At 37.2% G+C, this 20,225-nt stretch carries 21 protein-coding genes; 13 read left to right on the top strand and 8 right to left on the bottom strand.

The window, feature by feature from the left end:
- The first annotated feature begins 67 nt into the window (after nt 1–67).
- The gene (locus tag BAQ44_RS25155; protein WP_000262748.1) at nt 68–1,372 is read left to right on the top strand and encodes an HD domain-containing protein; all 1,305 of its coding nucleotides are present in this window, start codon (nt 68–70) and stop codon (nt 1,370–1,372) included.
- A gap of 39 nt (nt 1,373–1,411) precedes the next feature.
- Here the strand turns inward: BAQ44_RS25155 and BAQ44_RS25150 are convergent, their stop codons facing one another.
- Nucleotides 1,412–1,597 (bottom strand): 2-hydroxymuconate tautomerase, encoded by a 186-nt coding sequence (locus BAQ44_RS25150; protein WP_001147171.1) that lies wholly within the window; start codon nt 1,595–1,597, stop codon nt 1,412–1,414.
- A gap of 112 nt (nt 1,598–1,709) precedes the next feature.
- Between BAQ44_RS25150 and BAQ44_RS25145 the strand changes: the two genes are divergently transcribed.
- Nucleotides 1,710–2,384 (top strand): site-2 protease family protein, encoded by a 675-nt coding sequence (locus tag BAQ44_RS25145; RefSeq protein WP_063262363.1) that lies wholly within the window; start codon nt 1,710–1,712, stop codon nt 2,382–2,384.
- 25 nt (nt 2,385–2,409) lie between these two features.
- Nucleotides 2,410–2,919, top strand: a complete 510-nt coding sequence (locus tag BAQ44_RS25140; protein ID WP_000136683.1) for a YwhD family protein — start codon at nt 2,410–2,412, stop codon at nt 2,917–2,919.
- 33 nt (nt 2,920–2,952) lie between these two features.
- On the opposite strand, the gene BAQ44_RS25135 is transcribed toward BAQ44_RS25140, so the two are convergent.
- Nucleotides 2,953–5,004, bottom strand: coding sequence for a transglycosylase domain-containing protein (locus tag BAQ44_RS25135; protein ID WP_071724436.1), 2,052 nt, complete (start codon nt 5,002–5,004; stop codon nt 2,953–2,955).
- Between the two features lie 102 nt (nt 5,005–5,106).
- On the bottom strand, nt 5,107–5,832 hold the full coding sequence (locus BAQ44_RS25130) for a glycerophosphodiester phosphodiesterase (RefSeq protein WP_061680055.1): 726 nt from the start codon (nt 5,830–5,832) through the stop codon (nt 5,107–5,109).
- Between the two features lie 152 nt (nt 5,833–5,984).
- On the opposite strand from BAQ44_RS25130, the gene BAQ44_RS25125 reads away from it, so the two are divergent.
- The 4 genes from BAQ44_RS25125 to speB all read left to right on the top strand — a co-directional run bounded on the left by BAQ44_RS25125 (nt 5,985) and on the right by speB (nt 9,642).
- Nucleotides 5,985–6,392, top strand: a complete 408-nt coding sequence (locus tag BAQ44_RS25125) for a MerR family transcriptional regulator (protein WP_061680054.1) — start codon at nt 5,985–5,987, stop codon at nt 6,390–6,392.
- A gap of 5 nt (nt 6,393–6,397) precedes the next feature.
- Nucleotides 6,398–7,561, top strand: coding sequence for an MFS transporter (locus BAQ44_RS25120; RefSeq protein WP_071724433.1), 1,164 nt, complete (start codon nt 6,398–6,400; stop codon nt 7,559–7,561).
- Nucleotides 7,562–7,724: 163 nt separating this feature from the next.
- Complete coding sequence (speE, locus tag BAQ44_RS25115) at nt 7,725–8,552, top strand: polyamine aminopropyltransferase (RefSeq protein ID WP_000424696.1); 828 nt, start codon at nt 7,725–7,727, stop codon at nt 8,550–8,552.
- Nucleotides 8,553–8,769: 217 nt separating this feature from the next.
- Nucleotides 8,770–9,642, top strand: a complete 873-nt coding sequence (gene speB, locus BAQ44_RS25110) for an agmatinase (protein WP_061680052.1) — start codon at nt 8,770–8,772, stop codon at nt 9,640–9,642.
- Nucleotides 9,643–9,987: 345 nt separating this feature from the next.
- Here the strand turns inward: speB and BAQ44_RS25105 are convergent, their stop codons facing one another.
- On the bottom strand, nt 9,988–11,025 hold the full coding sequence (locus BAQ44_RS25105; RefSeq protein ID WP_064476077.1) for a PTS sugar transporter subunit IIC: 1,038 nt from the start codon (nt 11,023–11,025) through the stop codon (nt 9,988–9,990).
- A 234-nt stretch (nt 11,026–11,259) separates the two neighbouring features.
- Here BAQ44_RS25105 and BAQ44_RS25100 point away from each other — a divergent pair, with 234 nt between their 5' ends.
- Entirely contained in the window at nt 11,260–11,622 is a 363-nt protein-coding gene (locus BAQ44_RS25100) for a YxeA family protein (protein WP_061680051.1), read from the top strand.
- A 26-nt stretch (nt 11,623–11,648) separates the two neighbouring features.
- Here BAQ44_RS25100 and BAQ44_RS25095 read toward each other — a convergent pair whose 3' ends face one another.
- Complete coding sequence (locus BAQ44_RS25095; protein ID WP_071724431.1) at nt 11,649–12,635, bottom strand: S66 family peptidase; 987 nt, start codon at nt 12,633–12,635, stop codon at nt 11,649–11,651.
- Nucleotides 12,636–12,837: 202 nt separating this feature from the next.
- Between BAQ44_RS25095 and BAQ44_RS25090 the strand changes: the two genes are divergently transcribed.
- The 5 genes from BAQ44_RS25090 to BAQ44_RS25070 all read left to right on the top strand — a co-directional run bounded on the left by BAQ44_RS25090 (nt 12,838) and on the right by BAQ44_RS25070 (nt 16,703).
- The gene (locus tag BAQ44_RS25090; protein WP_000414868.1) at nt 12,838–13,275 is read left to right on the top strand and encodes a YwiB family protein; all 438 of its coding nucleotides are present in this window, start codon (nt 12,838–12,840) and stop codon (nt 13,273–13,275) included.
- The gene (gene argS / locus BAQ44_RS25085) at nt 13,275–14,945 is read left to right on the top strand and encodes an arginine--tRNA ligase (RefSeq protein ID WP_001086441.1); all 1,671 of its coding nucleotides are present in this window, start codon (nt 13,275–13,277) and stop codon (nt 14,943–14,945) included. The genes BAQ44_RS25090 and argS overlap by 1 nt, the downstream gene beginning before the upstream one ends.
- Before the next feature lie 274 nt (nt 14,946–15,219).
- The gene (locus tag BAQ44_RS25080; protein ID WP_071724429.1) at nt 15,220–15,747 is read left to right on the top strand and encodes an RNA polymerase sigma factor; all 528 of its coding nucleotides are present in this window, start codon (nt 15,220–15,222) and stop codon (nt 15,745–15,747) included.
- The gene (locus tag BAQ44_RS25075) at nt 15,734–16,048 is read left to right on the top strand and encodes an anti-sigma factor (protein ID WP_071724426.1); all 315 of its coding nucleotides are present in this window, start codon (nt 15,734–15,736) and stop codon (nt 16,046–16,048) included. The genes BAQ44_RS25080 and BAQ44_RS25075 overlap by 14 nt, the downstream gene beginning before the upstream one ends.
- Complete coding sequence (locus tag BAQ44_RS25070) at nt 16,032–16,703, top strand: ABA4-like family protein (protein ID WP_071724424.1); 672 nt, start codon at nt 16,032–16,034, stop codon at nt 16,701–16,703. The genes BAQ44_RS25075 and BAQ44_RS25070 overlap by 17 nt, the downstream gene beginning before the upstream one ends.
- 25 nt (nt 16,704–16,728) lie before the next feature.
- Here the strand turns inward: BAQ44_RS25070 and BAQ44_RS25065 are convergent, their stop codons facing one another.
- From BAQ44_RS25065 to BAQ44_RS25055, 3 genes are all read right to left on the bottom strand, one after another.
- Nucleotides 16,729–17,103, bottom strand: a complete 375-nt coding sequence (locus BAQ44_RS25065) for a hypothetical protein (RefSeq protein WP_063262354.1) — start codon at nt 17,101–17,103, stop codon at nt 16,729–16,731.
- Nucleotides 17,104–17,250: 147 nt separating this feature from the next.
- Nucleotides 17,251–18,651 carry a M28 family metallopeptidase gene (locus BAQ44_RS25060; RefSeq protein WP_071724422.1) on the bottom strand — a complete coding sequence of 467 codons (1,401 nt, stop codon included), beginning with the start codon at nt 18,649–18,651 and terminating at the stop codon, nt 17,251–17,253.
- Between the two features lie 486 nt (nt 18,652–19,137).
- The coding region (locus BAQ44_RS25055; RefSeq protein WP_116758414.1) for an MSCRAMM family protein at nt 19,138–20,225 on the bottom strand (1,088 nt) is incomplete at its 5' end.

Below are 20,225 nucleotides of genomic sequence, written 5' to 3'. Positions count from 1 at the left end.
CTTTCTGTTTCCTATTTCGTTTATAATATATAGTAAGAATGCAGTAAAGAAAGGGGGATGTCGGAAGGTGGTATATTTAAACGACAAACTCAGCGAAACAAAAGTGTTTAAAGACCCGGTACATAAATATGTGCACGTACGCGATCGTGTTATTTGGGATTTAATCGGAACGAAAGAATTTCAACGCTTGCGCCGTATTAAGCAGCTTGGAACGACATTTTTTACATTTCACGGTGCAGAGCATAGTCGCTTTACTCATTCGTTAGGTGTATATGAAATTATTCGTCGTATGATTGATGATGTGTTTGATGGCAGGCCGAACTGGAATGCTGAAGATAGATTGTTATGTTTATGTGCGTCATTACTTCATGATGTCGGTCACGGCCCATTTTCTCACTCGTTTGAAAAGGTATTTTCATTAGATCATGAGAAATTTACGCAAAAAATTATCGTTGGAGATACGGAAATTAACCGTGTATTAAGCCGCGTGGATAAAGACTTTCCGCAAAAGGTGGCCGATGTAATCGCAAAAACATCTACTAATAAATTAGCGATTAGTATGATTTCCAGCCAAATTGATGCAGATCGTATGGACTATTTATTAAGAGATGCGTATTTCACTGGCGTAAAGTATGGAAACTTTGATATGGAACGTATACTACGTGTCATGCGTCCGTATGGGAATCAAGTAGTCATTAAAAATAGTGGTATGCATGCTGTTGAGCATTATATTATGAGTCGTTATCAAATGTATTGGCAAGTATATTTCCACCCGGTAACGCGCAGCGCCGAAGTTATTTTAACGAAGATTTTACACCGTGCAAAATCATTGCACGAGAAGTATTATACATTTAAAAATCATCCGGTTCATTTCTATTCTTTATTTGAAGAAGAAGTAACCGTAGAGGATTATTTAAAGTTAGACGAGAACGTTATGTATTATTACTTCCAAGTATGGCAAGACGAAGAAGATCCAATTTTAAGTGACTTATGTCGTCGTTTTATGAATCGAAACCTATTTAAATACGTAGAGTTTACAGATAAACACGGTTTAGATAATTGGATGGAATTAAGTAGCTTATTCAAAAAGATTGGACTTGATCCAGAATACTATTTAGTAGTTGATTCAACATCAGACTTACCGTACGACTTTTACCGTGCTGGTGAAGAAGAAGAGCGTCTGCCAATCTTACTTCTTATGCCAAATGGAGAGCTTAGAGAGCTTTCACGTGAATCGGATATTGTTGAGGCGATTACTGGTAAGAAGAGAAGGGATCAAAAATTATTCTATCCGCATGATTTAATCTATGAAGATGGAAGAAAAGGAAAATATAAAGAGAGAATCATCGAGTTACTAGAAGGAAAAAAATAAGAAGCAGCTAAGGGCTGCTTCTTATGAAAGAACTTGAAATTATTTGTCGCTTAAGCGTTTTCCGCCAACTGCATAATGGTTTTTAGACATTTCTTCGATGAAAACAACGATGTTTTCTTCAGGAGCACCAGTTGTTTCGCTTACTGCTGCTGTTACTTTCTCAGCAAGAGCTTTCTTTTGTTCCTCTGTGCGTCCTTCTAGCATTTTCACTGTTACGTATGGCATATATAATCGCTCCTTTTATGTAAGTTACACTCTTATTATAGCGGATTATGGGGAAGAACAATCGAAAAAACAAATATTTTCTTTTTTGGACATATTGAAGAGGAGTTGGAGTATGGATCAGTTATTTAGATATCCATTGCAAGAAATCCCGTTGGTAGCAATGGCAATTGTTATTGCATTATCAGTGCATGAATTTGCGCATGCATATGTTGCATATAAATTTGGAGACGATACAGCAAAGAGACAGGGGCGCTTAACTTTATCACCGATGGCACACTTAGATCCTATCGGGATGATTGCGGTATTAATTCTTGGTTTCGGTTGGGCAAGACCAGTACCAGTTAACCCATATAATTTTAAAAGACCACGTCTTGCGGGAATATTAGTTTCGATTGCAGGACCGATTAGTAACTTTATTTTAAGTGCGATTGGTTTAATTATTTTATATAGCTTAACGGTATTCGGAGTATTTGATGCAATTCCAGTTGCAGTAGCCGAAACATTAGGGAAGTTCTTTGAAATCTTTATTATGTTAAATATCGTTTTACTTGTATTTAACTTATTACCAATCCCGCCACTTGATGGATATCGCGTAGTGGAGGATCTAGCACCAGCAAATATTCGTGCGAAAATGACACAGTATGAAAAATATGGAGCAATCGCGTTATTAATTCTTGTTATTACACCGCTTAGCAATTACACGATTCAACCTATTTTCCAAGTAGTTATTCCGCATGTATTAATGTTTTTACAAAATATCATTGTGCCTATTTTTAGGCTTTTCTAATCAATAAGCGAGGAGGAGTTTACATATGACAGAGAAAAAGAAAAAAATCGGTTTTAATATCGTGAAAAATGATTCAACAGATGGACATGGTGGTTTTGGTGTTGGAGCATTAAGTCTAGAAAACATTTCACCTGTATTTGTCGATGTACTAGAGAAAACAGCATTTGTTGATATCGGTGCGATGCATGCTCGTAGTACAGTCGAAAAAGGTATTAAGTTTTTAACAAATAAAGATGAAGTTCCAAACGGAAAACCATTTTGGCTTGTGTGGGTAACGATTGAAAGAACGGCGACAGGTGCTTATTATGCAGGTGTAACAGCTTGTGAAATGACAGTTGACCGTGAAATTCGCCGCGGATATAAATCACTTCCAGAGCACGTAAACAAAATGGATAAATCAATGAAGCGTCACATTATGGTTGACCATATGGATGAATCATCTAAAAAAGTACTTGGTACGTTCTTGAAAGAACATAATGAAGCGATTTGGAACGAATCTAGTGAAGAATTGCGACGTGCATTATTAAGCGAATAAAAAATAGCTGACGGATGCCCGTCAGCTATTTTTTTACCAAGGAAGATATTTTTTCCACCAACTTGTTTTTTTCTTTTCTTCAGTTGTCTTTTCAAATTCTTCTTTATCATCAACATGATCCATACAATATTCAGTTGGTTCTGTACCTTTTGCGAAATACATTTTAACTGAAATGGGACAGTTTTTTGTAGCGATTTTTCCGTTTTCAGGGTTAATATCGACTGCAACGACATCACTTGGTTGTTTAAACTCTTTTTTAGGTTGTCCATCTAAGCCTTTTTCCATCGTATCGGTCCATATTCTTTTTGCATATCCTTGTTCTGCTACATTTGAAATTGATTTAGGTTGATCGTATCCAACCCATACACCCGTTACGATTTGTGGGGTAAATCCAATCATCCAGCTATCCGTTTCAGTAGAACCAGATTTTCCGGCATATGTTCTTGATAGTTTTGATAACATCGATTGACCAGTTACAGCAGCATAACTGCTTAGTTTTTTATTAAACATACCCGTCATCATTTCTTCCATCACAAACGCTTTGCTCTTATCAAGAACTTGCTTACTCTCCAAATGAGCATCGTATAACATATTTCCTTCATGGTCCATAATGCGGCGAATAAACACTGGTTTTACTTCTTTTCCACCGTTTGCGAACATGCTATAAGCGTTAACCATTTCAATTGGTTTTACAGGAGATGTACCGAGAGCAAGAGACGGAACATCCTTTAATGCGGTAGTAATACCGAATTGCTTCGCTGTTTTTGTAAGAATGTCTTCGCCTAAAAATAAATTGGTCTTCACGGCATATACGTTATCAGAGACCGCAAGAGCTTGTGCCATTGTTACAAAATCGTCTGCATAATAGTCTTTATAGTTTTTCGGTTTATACTTTGAAACACCGTCACCTAAAGTGAAAACAGTATATTCGCTTTTTAAGCGCGTAGCAGGGGTGAATCCTCGTTCTAATGCCGCATAATATAGGAATGGCTTAAACGTAGATCCAGGCTGGCGAGCAGCTTGTGTAGCCCTGTTAAATTGACTTGTATTATAATCAGTTCCACCAACAAGGGCAGCTACTTCACCTGTTTTCGGATTCATAGAAACGAGTGCCGTTTGTATGTTTGTTGTGTCAGGTATATGATCTTTTACAGCTTGCTCTGCGACCGATTGTAATTTAGGGTCTAGCGTTGTATAAATACGCAAACCACCTTTTTGTAATGCTTGTTCATCTAATCCGATATCACGAAGAAGAGAAGCTTGTACAGCATCTTGGAAATAAGGCGCGATTTCTGGCACTTTTTTCGTATCTAATGAGGCAAAGGTTAATGGCTCTTTCTTCGCTGAAGTTGCTTGTTTCTTCGTAATATAACCTTGTTCTACCATTTCGTCTAATATGAGAGATTGTCGTCCTTTCGCACGATCCTCTTTTAAAAAGGGAGAGTAGACACTAGGGCCTTTCGGAATACCTGCGAGCATACTAGCTTCCGCTAATGTTAGTTCTTTTGCTGTTTTATCGAAATATAGACGAGACGCAGCTTCGATTCCGTAAGCACCATGCCCATAATAAATTGTATTTAAATATCCTTCTAAAATATGATTTTTATTATAGTTCACTTCAAGGCGAATTGTGTACATCGCTTCTAATAGTTTCCGTTTCCATGTTTTATCATGATCTAAGTATAGGTTACGAGCATACTGTTGTGTAATCGTACTAGCACCTTGGACTTTTGCCATCGCTTTTAAATCGGCAACAATAGCACCAGCAATACGCTTCATATCAAAGCCGTGATGTTTGTAGAATCGTTGATCTTCGATAGATAGTGTTGCCTCTTTTACATAAGGAGAGATTTCATTGAGAGATACATTGTAACGTTTTTGCATTTCATTACTTTGTCCGATAACAGTGTCATCATTAGCGTAAAAGACACTCGTTTGCGGGACGGCAACAGGAGGAGGTCCCATAATTTTTGCAACTATAATAATAACAAAAAAGGAAAAAACGAAAAAAAGAACAGAAGAAAACATTACGGTGAAGAAAAGACGTTTATATTTTTTAAGTTTCGGATTCATAGTTTGATTCATCTTTTTCAGCCCCTCAATACTAATACAAACATTATTGTATTAGTATTGAGGGTTTTCGGTTATTTTAAACAATGAAATTTCAAAAACAAAAAGCTCCTTCAATTAAGAAAGGAGCTCAAAGGCACGTGCTGGCCAGTCGGTAATAATGACATCTACGCCGTAGTCAATCATAGTTTGTAAATCTTTGTATTCGTTAATTGTGTAAGGACGGAAAGTGTACCCTTGATTTTGTGCAAATTGGACAAATTCTTTTGTTAATAATTGAAAGTTAGGGTGTAAACCAGTTGCGTTTCTATTTTTTGCTTCAGCAATCGGATCAGCAAGTGGTGTATCATATAAAATTGCTCTTGGGATTTCAGGAGCTATTTCTGCTAGTAATGAAACAGAGTCGTGGTTAAACGATGAGAATATAATTTGATTAGATAGATGATATTCACGAACGAGAGCGACAACTTTTTCTTCAATATTTGGATAGTGAATGACATCTGTTTTTAACTCAATGTTGAGCTGTAACTTTGTTGTAGATAGCCAAATGAATACTTCGCGTAACGTTGGGATTTTTGCTTCATGGAAAGAAGGGTCTTTATGGCTGCCGGCATCTAAAGCTTGTAATTCCGCTACCGTTTTTTCAGAAACAAGACCTATGCCATTTGTTGTACGATCTACTGTTTCATCGTGAATCACGACGAGTTCACCATCTTTTGATAGGTGTACATCAAGTTCAATGCCATGGGCACCAATGCGTTCAGCTTCTTGGAAGGCAATCATCGTATTTTCTGGATGTGTTCCTTTTACCCCGCGATGAGCGAAAATAAGTGGTTTATTCATACGGAAATCTCCTTATCGTTTCTTTTCTTTCATTATGAAACTGCTTTTGGAAAAATACAATTGAATAGGATAAACATTTACAAAAGTCTAACAGTTGCACAAAAGTTAACGTTAACGTAAAATGTAATAATTGAGTGAAGGGAGGAATAAACATGTATAAAATTGATGAAGTCACAAAGCAAGTTGGTTTAACAAAACGTACACTTCGTTATTATGAGGAAATTGGTTTAATTCATCCCCCTGAACGTAGTGAGGGGAACATTCGCCTGTATACAGACGAGGACATCGCTAGAATTAAAAGGATTGTGGAAGCGAAAGAAGTGCTAGGAATCACGCTTCAAGAAATGCAACATTTCTTATCATTAAAAGAAAGAATGGAGCAAAGAAGAAATAGTGAGAACCCTCGTGACCGCGAAGTGATTCAAGAAATTAAAGAGATGCTTGAAAAACAAGTGCAAACGCTAGACGAGAAAATGGAGCAAATGCAGCGCGTAAAGGCGGAACTCGAAGATAGTTTACATCGTGCAGCGACATTTTTAGAGAATACAAAAGGAGAGTAATCAAAATGGAGAGCAAACAAAAACTAGGGAGATTGATTACAGTGGTGGCTACCTTCCTTGCCTTTTCAGGTATAGGGGTAGTCGATCCAATCTTGCCGATTATTGCTGAAAAGATTGGTGCATCGCATTGGCAAGTAGAGATGTTATTTACAGCATATATTTTAACGATGGCAATTATGATGTTACCAGCTGGAATATTCGCATCGAGATTTGGTGATAAAAGAATGATGACGATTGGTCTCGCGATCGTAACTGTATTTGCGTTTATATGCGGTATATCGCAAACGATTGCTCAATTATCTCTTTTCCGCGCTGGATGGGGATTAGGGAATGCGATGTTCTTTGCAACGGCGATGACATTATTGATTGCATTAAGTAAAGAAGTTCATGAAGCAGTAGGATTATATGAAGCAGCTATCGGTTTAGGGATGGCAGGCGGACCATTATTAGGTGGGATATTAGGTGGACATTCTTGGCGTTACCCATTTTTTGCGACGAGTATTTTAATTTTCTTAGCATTTATTTTAGTTTTCTTTTTTGTAAAAGAACCGGAGCGAAAAGTGAAACGTAAAGCGGCAGGCGTGGGAGAATTAATTAACCTGGTGAAGTATAAACCGTTTATGCAAGGTGCAATTTCAGGAATGTTATACTACTACGGATTTTTCGTTGTATTAGCATATTCACCACTTATTATGCATTTATCTGCGATTCAATTAGGGTTTGTATTTTGCGGATGGGGATTAGCGTTAGCTTACGGTTCTGCAATTTTGGCTCACAAGTTAGAAGGTAAATATGAGCCAAAAGCATTGTTGAAAGGTAGTTTACTCGTATTTGCGCTTTTCTTAATCGGACTATTCTTTGTGAAAATTATGTGGTTACAAATTGTATTAATTGTTCTATCAGGATTAGCATCCGGATTAAATAATGCACTATTTACAAGTTATGTAATGGATATTTCACCTTATGAAAGATCTGTTACATCAGGTGTTTATAACTTCGTTCGTTGGTTAGGTGGCGCAATTGCACCAATCTTATCCGGAATCATCGGTCACACTGTTTCACCGCAAAGTCCGTTTTTAGTTGGTGGAATTGTTGTGCTAGTCGGTTGTGTAATGATTTTAATTCCGGTTCGAAAGCCGGTAGAAGTAGAGACAAAAGCCCTTTCTTAAGAAAGGGTTTCTTTATACATATATATTAGAACCCTCTGACTAAAATATATTTTCGGTATTTTTGTACTTTTAACTATACTTTTTGGATGTTTTGTTTTATTTTTGTTAGGGGACATTAATGATGTCCCTATTATAAATTTGCATTGAGAGGCGTGATTGTACGATGGAACTATGGTTCACTGAAAAACAAACAAAACATTTTGGGATTACGGCGCGTATTAACCGCACATTACATACGGAGCAAACAGAATTCCAAAAGCTTGATATGGTTGAGACGGAAGAGTTCGGAAACATGCTTATTTTAGATGGCATGGTTATGACAACAGAAAAAGATGAGTTCGTTTATCATGAAATGGTAGCGCACGTACCTTTATTTACACATCCAAACCCTGAAAACGTATTAGTTGTAGGTGGCGGCGATGGTGGTGTTATTCGTGAAGTGTTAAAACACCCAAGCGTAAAGAAAGCAACTCTTGTTGAAATCGATGGAAAAGTAATTGAGTACTCAAAACAATACTTACCATCAATTGCAGGCGCATTAGACAATGAGCGTGTAGAAGTAAAAGTAGGAGACGGTTTCCTACACATCGCAGAAAGCGAAAATGAATATGACGTAATTATGGTAGATTCTACTGAGCCAGTAGGACCAGCAGTAAACTTATTTACAAAAGGATTCTACGCTGGAATTTCTAAAGCGTTAAAAGAAGACGGTATTTTCGTTGCACAAACGGACAACCCTTGGTTCACACCAGAACTAATTACAACTGTGTTTAAAGACGTAAAAGAGATCTTCCCAATTACTCGTTTATACACAGCGAACATTCCAACTTACCCAAGTGGTCTTTGGACGTTCACAATTGGATCTAAAAAACATGATCCATTAGAAGTAAGTGAAGAGCGCTTCCACGAAATCGAAACGAAATACTACACAAAAGAATTACACAATGCAGCATTCGCATTACCGAAATTTGTTGGCGATTTAATTAAGTAAGAGAATCGTATTGAACAAATAAAGTGTAAGTAGCTCATTTAAGGTGTTTGTCCAGAAGACTTGAACATGCTAGCTACTTACACTCCTGTAAAGAAAATCGTCTTCTTGTTATGAAACAGAAGACCCGGTAAATCGAGAAAGAGGAGCAACTCGCTCCAAATTTGAGAAATAATGAAAGGTTGGGATACCTTAAGTTCCACACAAGGAGGAAAAGAGTATGCGTTTTGATGAAGCTTATTCAGGTAAAGTATTTATTAAAAGTCATCCAAGTTTTGAAGAGTCAGAGGCAGTTATTTATGGGATGCCTATGGATTGGACAGTAAGCTACCGTCCAGGTTCTCGTTTTGGCCCTGCACGTATTCGTGAAGTATCAATCGGTCTTGAAGAATATAGCCCATATTTAGATCGTGAACTAGAAGAGGTAAAATATTTTGATGCGGGTGATATTCCATTACCATTCGGAAACGCACAACGCAGCATAGACATGATTGAAGAGTATGTATCAAAACTTTTAGATGCCGGTAAGTTTCCACTAGGTCTCGGCGGAGAGCACTTAGTGTCTTGGCCAATTTTTAAGGCAATGGCAAAAAAATATCCGGATTTAGCAATCATCCATATGGATGCTCATACTGACTTACGTGAGTCATATGAGGGAGAGCCTTTATCCCACTCTACACCTATTCGTAAAGTGTGCGATTTAATTGGTCCGGAAAACGTATATTCTTTCGGTATTCGTTCTGGAATGAAGGAAGAATTCGAATGGGCAAAAGAAGTAGGTATGAACTTATATAAGTTTGACGTATTAGAACCGTTAAAAGAAGTATTACCGAAACTTGCAGGACGCCCAGTCTATGTCACAATCGACATTGACGTATTAGACCCAGCTCATGCTCCTGGGACAGGAACGTTAGAAGCTGGAGGTATCACATCTAAAGAATTATTAGATTCCATCGTGGCAATTGCAAATTCAAATATAAATGTAGTTGGAGCAGACTTAGTAGAAGTAGCTCCTGTCTACGACCATAGTGATCAAACACCAGTCGCAGCAAGCAAATTCGTGCGGGAAATGCTGCTCGGTTGGGTGAAATAAAAGTGAAGCGGCTTGCTCAGAATCGCAGGTCATGGAATGCTCGACAGAGAAGCGCTTTTGGCGCAGGCCGAGAGTGTGAAATGGTCGGAGATTCTAGCTGCCGTAGCTGGATAAAATAAGAGCCCCCTATATGAATAGGGGCTCTTATTTTGTCGTTATGTGTCGGTAAGTCGATATATTCGAAAAATCGCCGATATAATTTGAGTTACGGTCGATATATTTAGAAAATCGCCGATATAATTCGAGTTACGGTCGATATATTTAGAAAATCGCTGATATAATTTCATTTACTGTCACGCAACATCAAAAAGAGCTATTCTCAAACGATGAGAATAGCTCTTTTTCTTATGCAACCTTCTCTTCAGAAGTAATGCCACGAATTTCATCAGCAGAACGAATTGGATATTTACGGAATACGATTGATCCGATATATCCAACAATTGTGGTAACGATTCCACATAATACAGCAGCAATTGTTACTTTTACAACGTCATTAAATCCGAATAAGACAAGAAGTCCTGGGATTGGTGATGCTGTTCCTGGCGCATTATTAACGAGCTGGAATAGAGATGTAATAATACCAGCAAGTGCACCGCCAACGAAGTTTGTCGCATAAATTGGAATTGGATTTGCTGAAACAACATCGGCTTGTGTTAAAGGCTCGATTGCTACAGCGATTGTGTCTTTCTTTGAGCAAATTTTTAGTCGCTTAAAGAAAATAAAGTTCATTGGGGCTGAGGCTGCTACGGCAAGACTACCAATTGCCATTGGTAAACCTGTTAATCCAAGCATTGCAGTTAGTGCCATAGAACTTAATGGAGAGGTAGAAATAACTGTTATTAATCCACCAAGCATAATACCCATAATGATAGGACTTTCTGTAGTTGCAACTGAAATCATAGAACCGATTTTACCGAGCGTTGCGTTCACGAGTGGATCCATAAGCATTGCCATGCCGCGCGAGATTGGTGCAGCAATAAATAAAATTGCTAAAAATTCTACACCAGCCGGTAATTTCTTTTCGAGAAATTTCACGACGAAAGCGCAAATGTATCCAGCGAAAAATCCTGGTAAAATACCGAATCCACTAGTAGCGATACCGATTAAAACAGCATATACGGGTGAAACACCGATTGCTAGTGCGACTAAAATTGCCGCTGCGACACCGCTCATACTACCAGAAGCTTCTCCTACTGATTGTAAAAAGTCATTATGAAACATTTCCCCACCGATATAACGGTGAAATGCTTCAATAAGAAAACTTGCGATTGCTGCATTAGCTAAAGCACCCATTGCTTTCATGCCGTAAGGAGCACGGTAACTAAAAAGTGTAAATAGACAAAGTACAACAAGTAATAGTGCTAAACCTTGCAAGATAGCCATTTGAAAACTGTCTCCTTTGATTTTTGTAATAAAAATTCGTATCATTCAATAATAATATAAAAGTTTGTTAAACGGAAAAATTTTTTGATGGGAATTTGCTATAAAGGGAAAAACTCTTACAATAATGTAAGGAAAGTGTAAGGCGTTTCGATAGAGTATAGTATGTTGTTTTTCGTATAATACATGTATAGACATAAGGTTAGTGAGAAAGAAGTGCAAACAGGAGGCGCATTTATGAAATTGGTAATTAAAGTTTTAGCTGTGTTCGCCATTATTTTAGGGGGGACGGCATATTATTTAAATACAAAAACAGAAGGTGTACATGCTTTTGTAGACAACTTCTTTTCAAATAAAGAAATACAAGATTATTATGCGGTTATAGATAAAGGTGAGAAAAAAGATGGAGAATACTTATACACTTTTAAAGGGTATACAGAAGACGGAAAGTTACAAGTTGTGAAAAGAATGATGAACCGCGAATTGCATACGGGAGCATTTATAAAAATTTATGCAAAAGGTATGCAAGGAAAAGGATGGGCTGAAATCTCAAAAGAATCAATTCCACAAAAAGCGTTGGAAAAAATAGAAAAACCATAAAAGGAGCGACTCTTTCGCTCCTTTTTTTAGTGCGTTAAAATGGTGATAGATGTCTTATCTTTGTTAGAAATGATTTTTGCATGTCCACCAATTGGGAAAGTGAAAATCGGAGTTGTATGCCCGAAACTTGCGTTTGCAATGATAGGGATATGTGCAAGTTCAGGTTTTGAAGCGATCATTTCTTGAATGTCTTCTATCGTACATTCTGCACCTTTTTGCATCTTTCCTATGACGATTCCCTTTACGCACTCAAAATCTGGTTGCTGCATAAGGGAGTGTAAATAACGATCAAAAGTTTTAAGGGTAGATGTTCCGGTTAAACTATCCTCTTCAAGAAATAAAATTTTATCCTGTAAATTTGGCATATATGGTGTACCTTGTAGTAAATTCAATGTGCTCATATTACCACCAATAATCTCTCCAGTTGTTTCGCCTTCATGAATCGAAACATATCCTTCATTTTTAATGAATTCTCGATTTTCCTGATCGACGTACCAAGAATCATCGCTCCATGTTTCAGATGGCAGGACTTCAATAGGCTCATTAGAAGTTAAGCATTTTAAAAAGTAATCGTTCGTATACTCGAGCCCTTTCTCCATTCCAAATGAAGAGAAATGGGGTCCTGAATATGTAACGAGTCCTGTTTTGGCGTAGATAGCATTATTTAAAGCGGTAATATCAGAATAGCCACAGAAAAACTTTGGATTTTCTCGAATTAAATCATAATCGAGATGTTTCAATAAACCATTAGAGTTGTATCCGCCAAGTGTCGTTAAAATGGCTTTTACATTCGGGTCTCTAAATGCTTCGTGGAGATCTTGAATGCGTGAAGAAATAGAAGAGGAAGCAAATCGATCGATCTCATCAGCATATGTTGAGAATGTAACTTGAAAGCCCATGTCAGTTAATCTTTTTATAGCAAGCTCTTGGTTCGTATTTGAGACAATACTTAAACTACAAGATGGTGAAATAACTCTAATTTCATCACCTTTTTTCAATTTTGTTGGTAGCACTTAACTCACCTCTTTAAATGAAAGAATATTTAGATTTAAAAAATATTTTATCATATGAAATAAAGGGAAAGTGAATTATTTTTTGAAATGGAGTTTTCCTGATTTTTCAGCAGACAGACAGAGGTTTTTTTTGATATGATAGGAAAAGTGATTTATTATATACATTATTTAATATCTATAACATGTGAAGGGTGTGCAAGACGTGGAGAAACAACTTGCAGGCTTGCCGGTACACGTTCATTTCGTAACAGAAATCCGTGAAGGGGCGAGGAAGGAAACCGTTGCTTTTGAAGCAAATGGTCAATACTATGTAAAAGGTCAAGGTACATACGTAACATTCCAAGAGCCGAACGAACAGGGCGAAGTGAAAACAATTATTAAAATTCAAGATGAACAAGTTCTCATTATGCGTTCAGGTGCTGTTTCAATGCGTCAAACGCATGTGAAAGGTGAATGGACAACTGGTACGTATACGAGTGAACTTGGTACGTTTGCATTGCAAACGAAAACTGATAACGTTCTTTTTAAATGGTCGGATGAAAAGAAAAAAGGACAACTCTTCTTAACGTACGCATTGCTTCTAAGTGAACAAGAAGCTGGCAGATATACAATTACACTTAATTTGAAGGAGGCAAAATAATGAATTCTTTAGAACAAGTAAAAGGATTAATTAAAGAAGAAATTCAAGCTGCTGTATTAAAGGCAGAATTAGCGACAGAAGAACAGATTCCAAACGTTGTATTAGAATCTCCAAAAGATAAAACAAACGGTGATTTCTCTACAAATATGGCAATGCAACTTGCACGCGTTGCGAAAAAAGCACCTCGTATGATTGCAGAAGAATTAGTTGCAAACTTCGATAAAGCAAAAGCTTCTATTGAAAAAATTGAAATCGCAGGTCCTGGTTTCATTAACTTCTACATGGATAATAGCTACTTAACAGACTTAATCCCAACAATCGTTAACGCTGGCGAAGCTTACGGTGAAACGAATACTGGTAAAGGTGAAAAAGTACAAATTGAGTTCGTATCTGCGAACCCAACAGGTGACCTTCACTTAGGACATGCACGTGGTGCGGCAGTGGGTGACACTTTATGTAACGTATTAGCAAAAGCAGGATACGATGTATCTCGTGAATACTACATTAATGACGCTGGTAACCAAATTCATAACTTAGCTCTTTCTGTTGAAGCTCGTTACATGCAAGCTTTAGGCCTAGAGAAAGAAATGCCAGAAGACGGATACCATGGTGCGGACATCATTGGAATCGGTAAGCTTTTAGCTGAAGAATTTGGTGATCGTTATGCAAAAGCTGATGCAGAAGAAAGCTATGAGTTCTATCGTTCATACGGTTTAAAATATGAGTTAGCAAAACTTCAAAAAGACTTAGAAAGCTTCCGTGTTAAATTCGATGTATGGTTCTCAGAAACATCATTATACAAAAACGGAAAAATCGATGCTGCACTTGCAGTGTTAAAAGAGCGTGATGAGATCTTTGAAGAAGGCGGCGCAACTTGGTTCCGTTCTATGACTTACGGTGACGACAAAAACCGTGTATTAATTAAAAACGACGGTTCTTACACATACTTAACGCCAGATATTGCTTACCACCGTGATAAATTAGAGCGTGGTTTCGATAAGTTAATCAACATTTGGGGTGCTGACCACCACGGTTACATTCCTCGTATGAAAGCTGCTATTCAAGCACTTGGTTACGATAAGGAAACACTTGAAGTAGAAATCATCCAAATGGTACAACTGTACCAAAATGGTGAAAAAATGAAGATGAGTAAGCGTACAGGTAAAGCAGTTACACTTCGTGAGCTTATGGAAGAAGTAGGCGTGGACGCAATGCGTTACTTCTTCGCAATGCGTAGCGGTGATTCTCATTTAGACTTTGATATGGACTTAGCTGTATCAAAATCTAATGAAAACCCAGTATACTATGCACAATATGCTCATGCTCGCGTATGCAGTATCCTTCGTCAAGGTGAAGAGTTAGGATTAGCTACAGGCGGAGACGTGAACTACAAACTTGTTACTTCTGAGAAAGAAGTAGAGTTACTGAAAAAACTTGGTGAATTCCCAGCAGTAGTTGCGGATGCAGCGCAAAAACGTCTGCCACACCGCATTACAAGCTATGCATTTGAATTAGCAGCAGCATTACATAGCTTCTACAATGCAGAAAAAGTATTAAACCAAGACAACTTAGAATTAAGTAAAGCTCGCTATGAGTTAATGAAAGCAGTACGTACTACACTTCAAAACGCATTAGCAATCGTAGGAGTATCTGCACCAGAAAAAATGTAATTAAGAAAAGCGAAAGCGGCTCGTTCAGAATAGGAGGGGGATGGAGCTCCTGACAAAGAGGTGTACTTTACCTCGGAGGAAGGCGCGAAGTCACCGAGTATTCTAACCGCTGGAGCTGGACAATAAAGAAAAGCGGAGCCGATTTTTCGCTTTCAGTAAAAGGCAATCACACGATGTTGTGATTGCCTTTTTGTATGGAGATAATAAAAAAATAAAATTTTATCAAACAAAAGGAGAATTTGCGTCGTCTTATATAAATGACAGGAGGTTTAAGATGGAAGAAAAGGTAGAAGAATTAATTGATATATATAAGCAGCAAATATATTCCTTATGCTATAAATTAGCGAAAACGAAAGAAGATGCAGAAGATATTTTTCAAGAGACTTGGATAAAAGTTTTTTCCTCTAGGCACCAGCTTTCTTGCGTGGAAAATTATAAAAAATGGATTACTACAATTTGTGTTCGTACGTTTTATGACTTTTATCGTAAGAAGAAAAGGTGGAAAGATCGCGTATTAGATTTGTTTCATAAAGAGGATAGTGGAGAAATCGATTTCGCAGATGAAGTGAATATATCAGAAGGATTTATTCAAAAAGTGGAAGCGGAAATGATACGGGAAGTTATACAGTTATTGAATGAAAAATATAAAACCGTGCTCGTACTCTACTATTATGAACAATACTCTTATAAAGAAATGAGCGAAATATTAAATATACCGATTGGTACGGTGAAATACCGCCTTAATTATGCGAAGAAGCAAATGCGGGAACATTTGGAGGTGTTCGTTTATGACGGAAGATAAGTTTGATCAGAAGATAAGGAGCAGTTTAGCTGAAGACATGATTCCAAGCGGAGAGCTGATAAATAATACGAAACAGATTGTGCGAAATGCTCAAAAGATAGAGAAGAGATGGGCTATTTGTATTCATGCTATTTGGATTATTTTATTAACAATCGTTACGGAGCAGTTTGTCACTCATTTGAATCATACAGTCCCTATGTTGATAGCAAGTGTGATTATGATGCATCTATACGTTCCTATATATGTTGTCATACAGTCATTTTTAAAGAAGGAGTATAAATTACATGATAGAGTTCGCTAATCCATTTGTAGTATTTGAGATAGCTGGGATTACAATGCTTTTGACTTTTATAGCACTTTTAGTATGTGTAGCATCATGGGTGTATACAGATGCGAAAACGCGTGGAATAAGTAAATGGTGGAGTGTTATAGCGATTGTATTGCCATTTTTTATTGGAGTTTTGTTATATATGATACGAAGAAGTAACAAGAAAATAGAAGGGGAACATACGATGAAGGCTATGAAAAAACAAAAGATAACATTAGTTGTCATATTTGCAAGTGTGATGTTTGTATTATTGAGCGGCTTTGCTTTCGTTCAAACGTTAGATGATATGTGGAAAGCTGGTGATATATATTTAGAAAGTGAGAAGCAAGGAGAGACAAGTTATGAAGCAAAATTCTCATCATGGGATATTGCTGGTAAAGATATTGAAATTCAGTACGAGAAAGATACAGAAGTGACATTTTCTTATGAGACAGACGCAAAACGCGGCAATTTATGCTTTAGTTTGTATGAAAGACAAGGGGAAGGGATAAAAGAGTTAAAGGAAATTTGTGAATCGAAAAAAGGTACTTTCAAAGCTACATTAAAGGCAAATGAAAAGTATGTATTTAATATAAGTGGTGTAATGGTGAAAGATGGATTTGTGAAAGTGAATTGGGAAGCAAAATAAAGAGCCTTGAGAAAGGCCCTTTATTTTATTGGATAGTATAAGTAACAGAAAAGCTAACAGGACTATAGTAAACGAAAGGTGCATGAAATTGAACATACATATTTCCATCTGTTTTTGCAGTGAAAATTCTGCCGTACCCATCAGAATAACGCCCGATAAGGTTATGATTTGAGTCATACACACTGTAACTAGGAGTTTTGCTATTAGGTTGAATTGTTAACTCTTGTCCCTTTTGAAGGAAAACAGGTTCTTGTTCAGAACTACTTCCAGTTTGCAAGGAATAAAATTTTGTAAAGCTGTTTTCTTGAACGGCAGCAGCGACCTTTGTTTCGGGAATAAACGCGGTAGCACCAGTAGTTCCTGCTAAAGTTAACGCACCGGCTAAGATCATTTTTTTCATAGTAGAAAAAGCCTCCTTATTAGTTGTAATCATTTTTGTTACAGTTAATATTGTATATGATAATGAGCAGGAGGAAATATGCTTTTATGCATATATGTATTTTCTCAATAAAAGACCACTGACAAAAATCAGTGGTCTTTTAAATGGTTAAGCAGCTTTCTGTTCAGTTTGAGTAACAGGTTTTTGAAGTGTATTATAAACTCCTGTTCCGATAACTTCTAATGCCATTTTCATACGTTCAGGCGAAATGTTTTCTAACACATTATCTTGAGGTGTATGGTATACCTTCTCAATGTGATAGATTAATGGATTCCAACTATCGACTCCCATCCAAATGAATAGAGCGGCAGGGATACCAACTTCAGCAAATGGAACGTGATCACTAGAACCGAATTTCCCTTGCAGTACGAGGTCATTATTTAATTGTTTACCTGCTTGTAAGGCCGCGTCTGTTACAAGGTTTGGGGAACCGTTAGGCGTCATAGCATATAAATTCTTTGCTTTATCGTAATTTGTTGCAACCATGTCTGCATTAAAGACACCTAAAATTCGATCGCGTTCTTTTTGAGGCAGACTATTAACGTAATAATCGGAGCCAAGTAAGCCAGTTTCTTCAGAACCAAAAGCAATAAAACGAATTTCTTTATCAGTTTCTACATTTTGAAAAGCACGAGCTAACTCTAATACTAATCCTGTACCAGAAGCATTATCGTTTGCTCCAGGTGCTCCAACTACGCTATCATAGTGCGAACTTACAACGACAGCTTTTTCATTACCTGTACTATTTTTTGGTTTCTTTTTAGCGATGACATTTAGTGATGTTAAGTTAGATTCATGTCTCGCCTTTAGAGAAAGAATTGTTGTCCCTTTTTTAGCGATTTCCTCTTTAAATGCATTTCCTTGCGCATAAGCAAGACCAAAGACAGGGATAGATTGCTTTTTCGTTAGGCGGGGATTGAAGGTTTGTCCATAATTTCCGCGTCCGCCAATTAAACTGTATAAAAGGACACCTTTTGCTCCTTTGCTAACAGCATTTTCAACTTGTTTATTATAGTCTGTAACTGTTGTTCCTCTTTCAAATAGAACAATTTTTCCGTTTACTTCATTTGGGATATCCTCTAATTTTGTCCCACCTTGAACAAAGATAAGGGGGGCTGTAACAGCTTCTGTAGAAATTAGTGCGTTAGGGGCAACGCCAGCTTGCCAATTACGCTTTGTGGATAATGGTGAATCAATAAATCCAACGTATTGATCAGGCACTTGAAATGGTTGATATTCTACTTCATAGCCCATTGATTTAAGTTGCATACCAACGTAGCGAGAGGCCCATTCTTCTGATTTTGTCCCACCAGGGCGAGGACCAATTGTTTCGGATAAGAAACGAATGTGTTCGATGGCGCGGCTTGCATCAACTTGTTTTGTGATAGGTGAAGTCTGTGTGATTTCTGACGTGGAATCAGCTTGGGCTTGTCCGATTGGAGCTAAGCTAACAGCGAGTGATACAGCAAGCAAAGAGCTTACTATTTTTTGTTTCAAAGTTTTTTTCATTTTTTCCTCTCCTATTCTTCTATTCTCTATGCCTGACAAAAGAAGACGGATAACGACTTTATTTTACCGTTATCTTCATTATTTTTCAATATTCTGACATTGAGAAATAAAAAAACGCTATATGCATATTTGCATATTTTTGATGGAGATATGTATGCTATCATTTTAAATGAAGGTTCGCTTTCTGCTTGGAAAGCTCCTACATTGCATGAATCTAGTGTACCCAAACTTTAGATTATGTAGAGAAAAGAATCCTATAGGGTTCTTTTCTCGTGTTTGAATCATGTGATGATAAATATGTTTCCGCATTTCATATTTATCATCAGTGATATATGTAAGGCATCCATATGAAAATACGAGGCTGTTCAAAGGTTTTCCGTACTTTTGGGCAGCCTCACCCCGTTAAAAGGACGATACTCTACGTATCGTCCTTTTTGCATAAAAAAACACCCAATCAAATGTTTACTTGATTGGGTGTGAAAACTATTAATAATATTTTTTGCGTTTTGTAGCTAAAATACTTAACAATCCAGCTAGTAGAAGTACGATGCCGGCTGTTTGAGTAGGATCATTTTTGTGACCCGTATTTGGAAGTTCTTTACCCTTATTCCGGTCATCTTGCTGTTTGTTTATTTGTGTTTCAGGGTTTTCTTTTTCTAGTTCTTCAGAAGTTCCCTTACCATGTGTTTCAGGATTTCCTTTTTCTAGTTCTTCGGAAGTTTCTTTCCCATGTGTTTCAGGATTTCCTTTTTCTGGTTCTTCAGAAGTTTCTTTCCCTGTTTCCTCTTCTTTATTAGGAGGAGTAACTGGTTTATCATCTCCACCTGATGAAGAATCGATTTTTTTATTTGAAACTGTAAGTTGTAGTGGTGTAGCTTGAGCTTTTTCAATTGTAAAGTTTATCGGTGATGCATCCAATTGATAGCCAGCAGGAGCCTTTGTTTCCACTAATTGATAATTACCAGGTTTCAAATCATTTACGATTAATTTACCATGCCCATCTGTTTGTAAACCTTCTCTTACTACTTTTCCGTCTGGATCTAAAATATTGAAAATGGCACCTTCAAGTGTTCCATGGTGATCCATATCAACTTTAGTTAACTCCATTGCACCTGTCGTTAAACTATTTAAAGCTGTAACAGAAGTAACTTGAGATTGCCCTTTCGTAATTGTGAAAGGAATTGGCTTAGCGCTTAAATCGTATCCAGTAGGAGCCTTCGTTTCAACGAACTGATAGTCTCCCGGACGTAAATCAGAAACAGAAATTTTTCCATCTTTATCAGTAGTTAAATCAGAACGAACATCATTGCCGTTCATATCAACAATTTTAAATACCGCACCTTCAAGAGTAGAATTGTCAACGTCGTCAAGCTTAATTAATTCGACAGTGCCTTTAGTTAAGCTATTCGTAGCTGTAACAGAAGCTGTAGTTGTTTGACTCTTTTCAACAGTAAACTTGATAGGGTTTTGATTTAAGTCGTAATGAGTAGGAGCCTTTGTTTCAACGAACTGATAGTCTCCCGGACGTAAATCAGAAACAGAAATTTTTCCATCTTTATCAGTAGTTAAATCAG

Source organism: Bacillus mobilis, assembly GCF_001884045.1.
Lineage (GTDB): Bacteria > Bacillota > Bacilli > Bacillales > Bacillaceae_G > Bacillus_A > Bacillus_A mobilis.
Note: the sequence above shows the minus strand (reverse complement) of the source record. Positions and strands in the feature narration are given on the sequence as shown.

Excerpts from the sequence above, each read along its gene's own strand:
- BAQ44_RS25150 (WP_001147171.1), bottom strand. The coding sequence starts at position 1,597 with ATGCCATACGTAACAGTGAAAATGCTAGAAGGACGCACAGAGGAACAA.
- BAQ44_RS25145 (WP_063262363.1), top strand. The coding sequence starts at position 1,710 with ATGGATCAGTTATTTAGATATCCATTGCAAGAAATCCCGTTGGTAGCA.
- BAQ44_RS25140 (WP_000136683.1), top strand. The coding sequence starts at position 2,410 with ATGACAGAGAAAAAGAAAAAAATCGGTTTTAATATCGTGAAAAATGAT.
- BAQ44_RS25135 (WP_071724436.1), bottom strand. The coding sequence starts at position 5,004 with ATGAATCAAACTATGAATCCGAAACTTAAAAAATATAAACGTCTTTTC.
- BAQ44_RS25130 (WP_061680055.1), bottom strand. The coding sequence starts at position 5,832 with ATGAATAAACCACTTATTTTCGCTCATCGCGGGGTAAAAGGAACACAT.
- BAQ44_RS25125 (WP_061680054.1), top strand. The coding sequence starts at position 5,985 with ATGTATAAAATTGATGAAGTCACAAAGCAAGTTGGTTTAACAAAACGT.
- BAQ44_RS25120 (WP_071724433.1), top strand. The coding sequence starts at position 6,398 with ATGGAGAGCAAACAAAAACTAGGGAGATTGATTACAGTGGTGGCTACC.
- speE (WP_000424696.1), top strand. The coding sequence starts at position 7,725 with ATGGAACTATGGTTCACTGAAAAACAAACAAAACATTTTGGGATTACG.
- speB (WP_061680052.1), top strand. The coding sequence starts at position 8,770 with ATGCGTTTTGATGAAGCTTATTCAGGTAAAGTATTTATTAAAAGTCAT.
- BAQ44_RS25105 (WP_064476077.1), bottom strand. The coding sequence starts at position 11,025 with ATGGCTATCTTGCAAGGTTTAGCACTATTACTTGTTGTACTTTGTCTA.
- BAQ44_RS25100 (WP_061680051.1), top strand. The coding sequence starts at position 11,260 with ATGAAATTGGTAATTAAAGTTTTAGCTGTGTTCGCCATTATTTTAGGG.
- argS (WP_001086441.1), top strand. The coding sequence starts at position 13,275 with ATGAATTCTTTAGAACAAGTAAAAGGATTAATTAAAGAAGAAATTCAA.
- BAQ44_RS25080 (WP_071724429.1), top strand. The coding sequence starts at position 15,220 with ATGGAAGAAAAGGTAGAAGAATTAATTGATATATATAAGCAGCAAATA.
- BAQ44_RS25075 (WP_071724426.1), top strand. The coding sequence starts at position 15,734 with ATGACGGAAGATAAGTTTGATCAGAAGATAAGGAGCAGTTTAGCTGAA.
- BAQ44_RS25070 (WP_071724424.1), top strand. The coding sequence starts at position 16,032 with ATGATAGAGTTCGCTAATCCATTTGTAGTATTTGAGATAGCTGGGATT.
- BAQ44_RS25065 (WP_063262354.1), bottom strand. The coding sequence starts at position 17,103 with ATGAAAAAAATGATCTTAGCCGGTGCGTTAACTTTAGCAGGAACTACT.
- BAQ44_RS25060 (WP_071724422.1), bottom strand. The coding sequence starts at position 18,651 with ATGAAAAAAACTTTGAAACAAAAAATAGTAAGCTCTTTGCTTGCTGTA.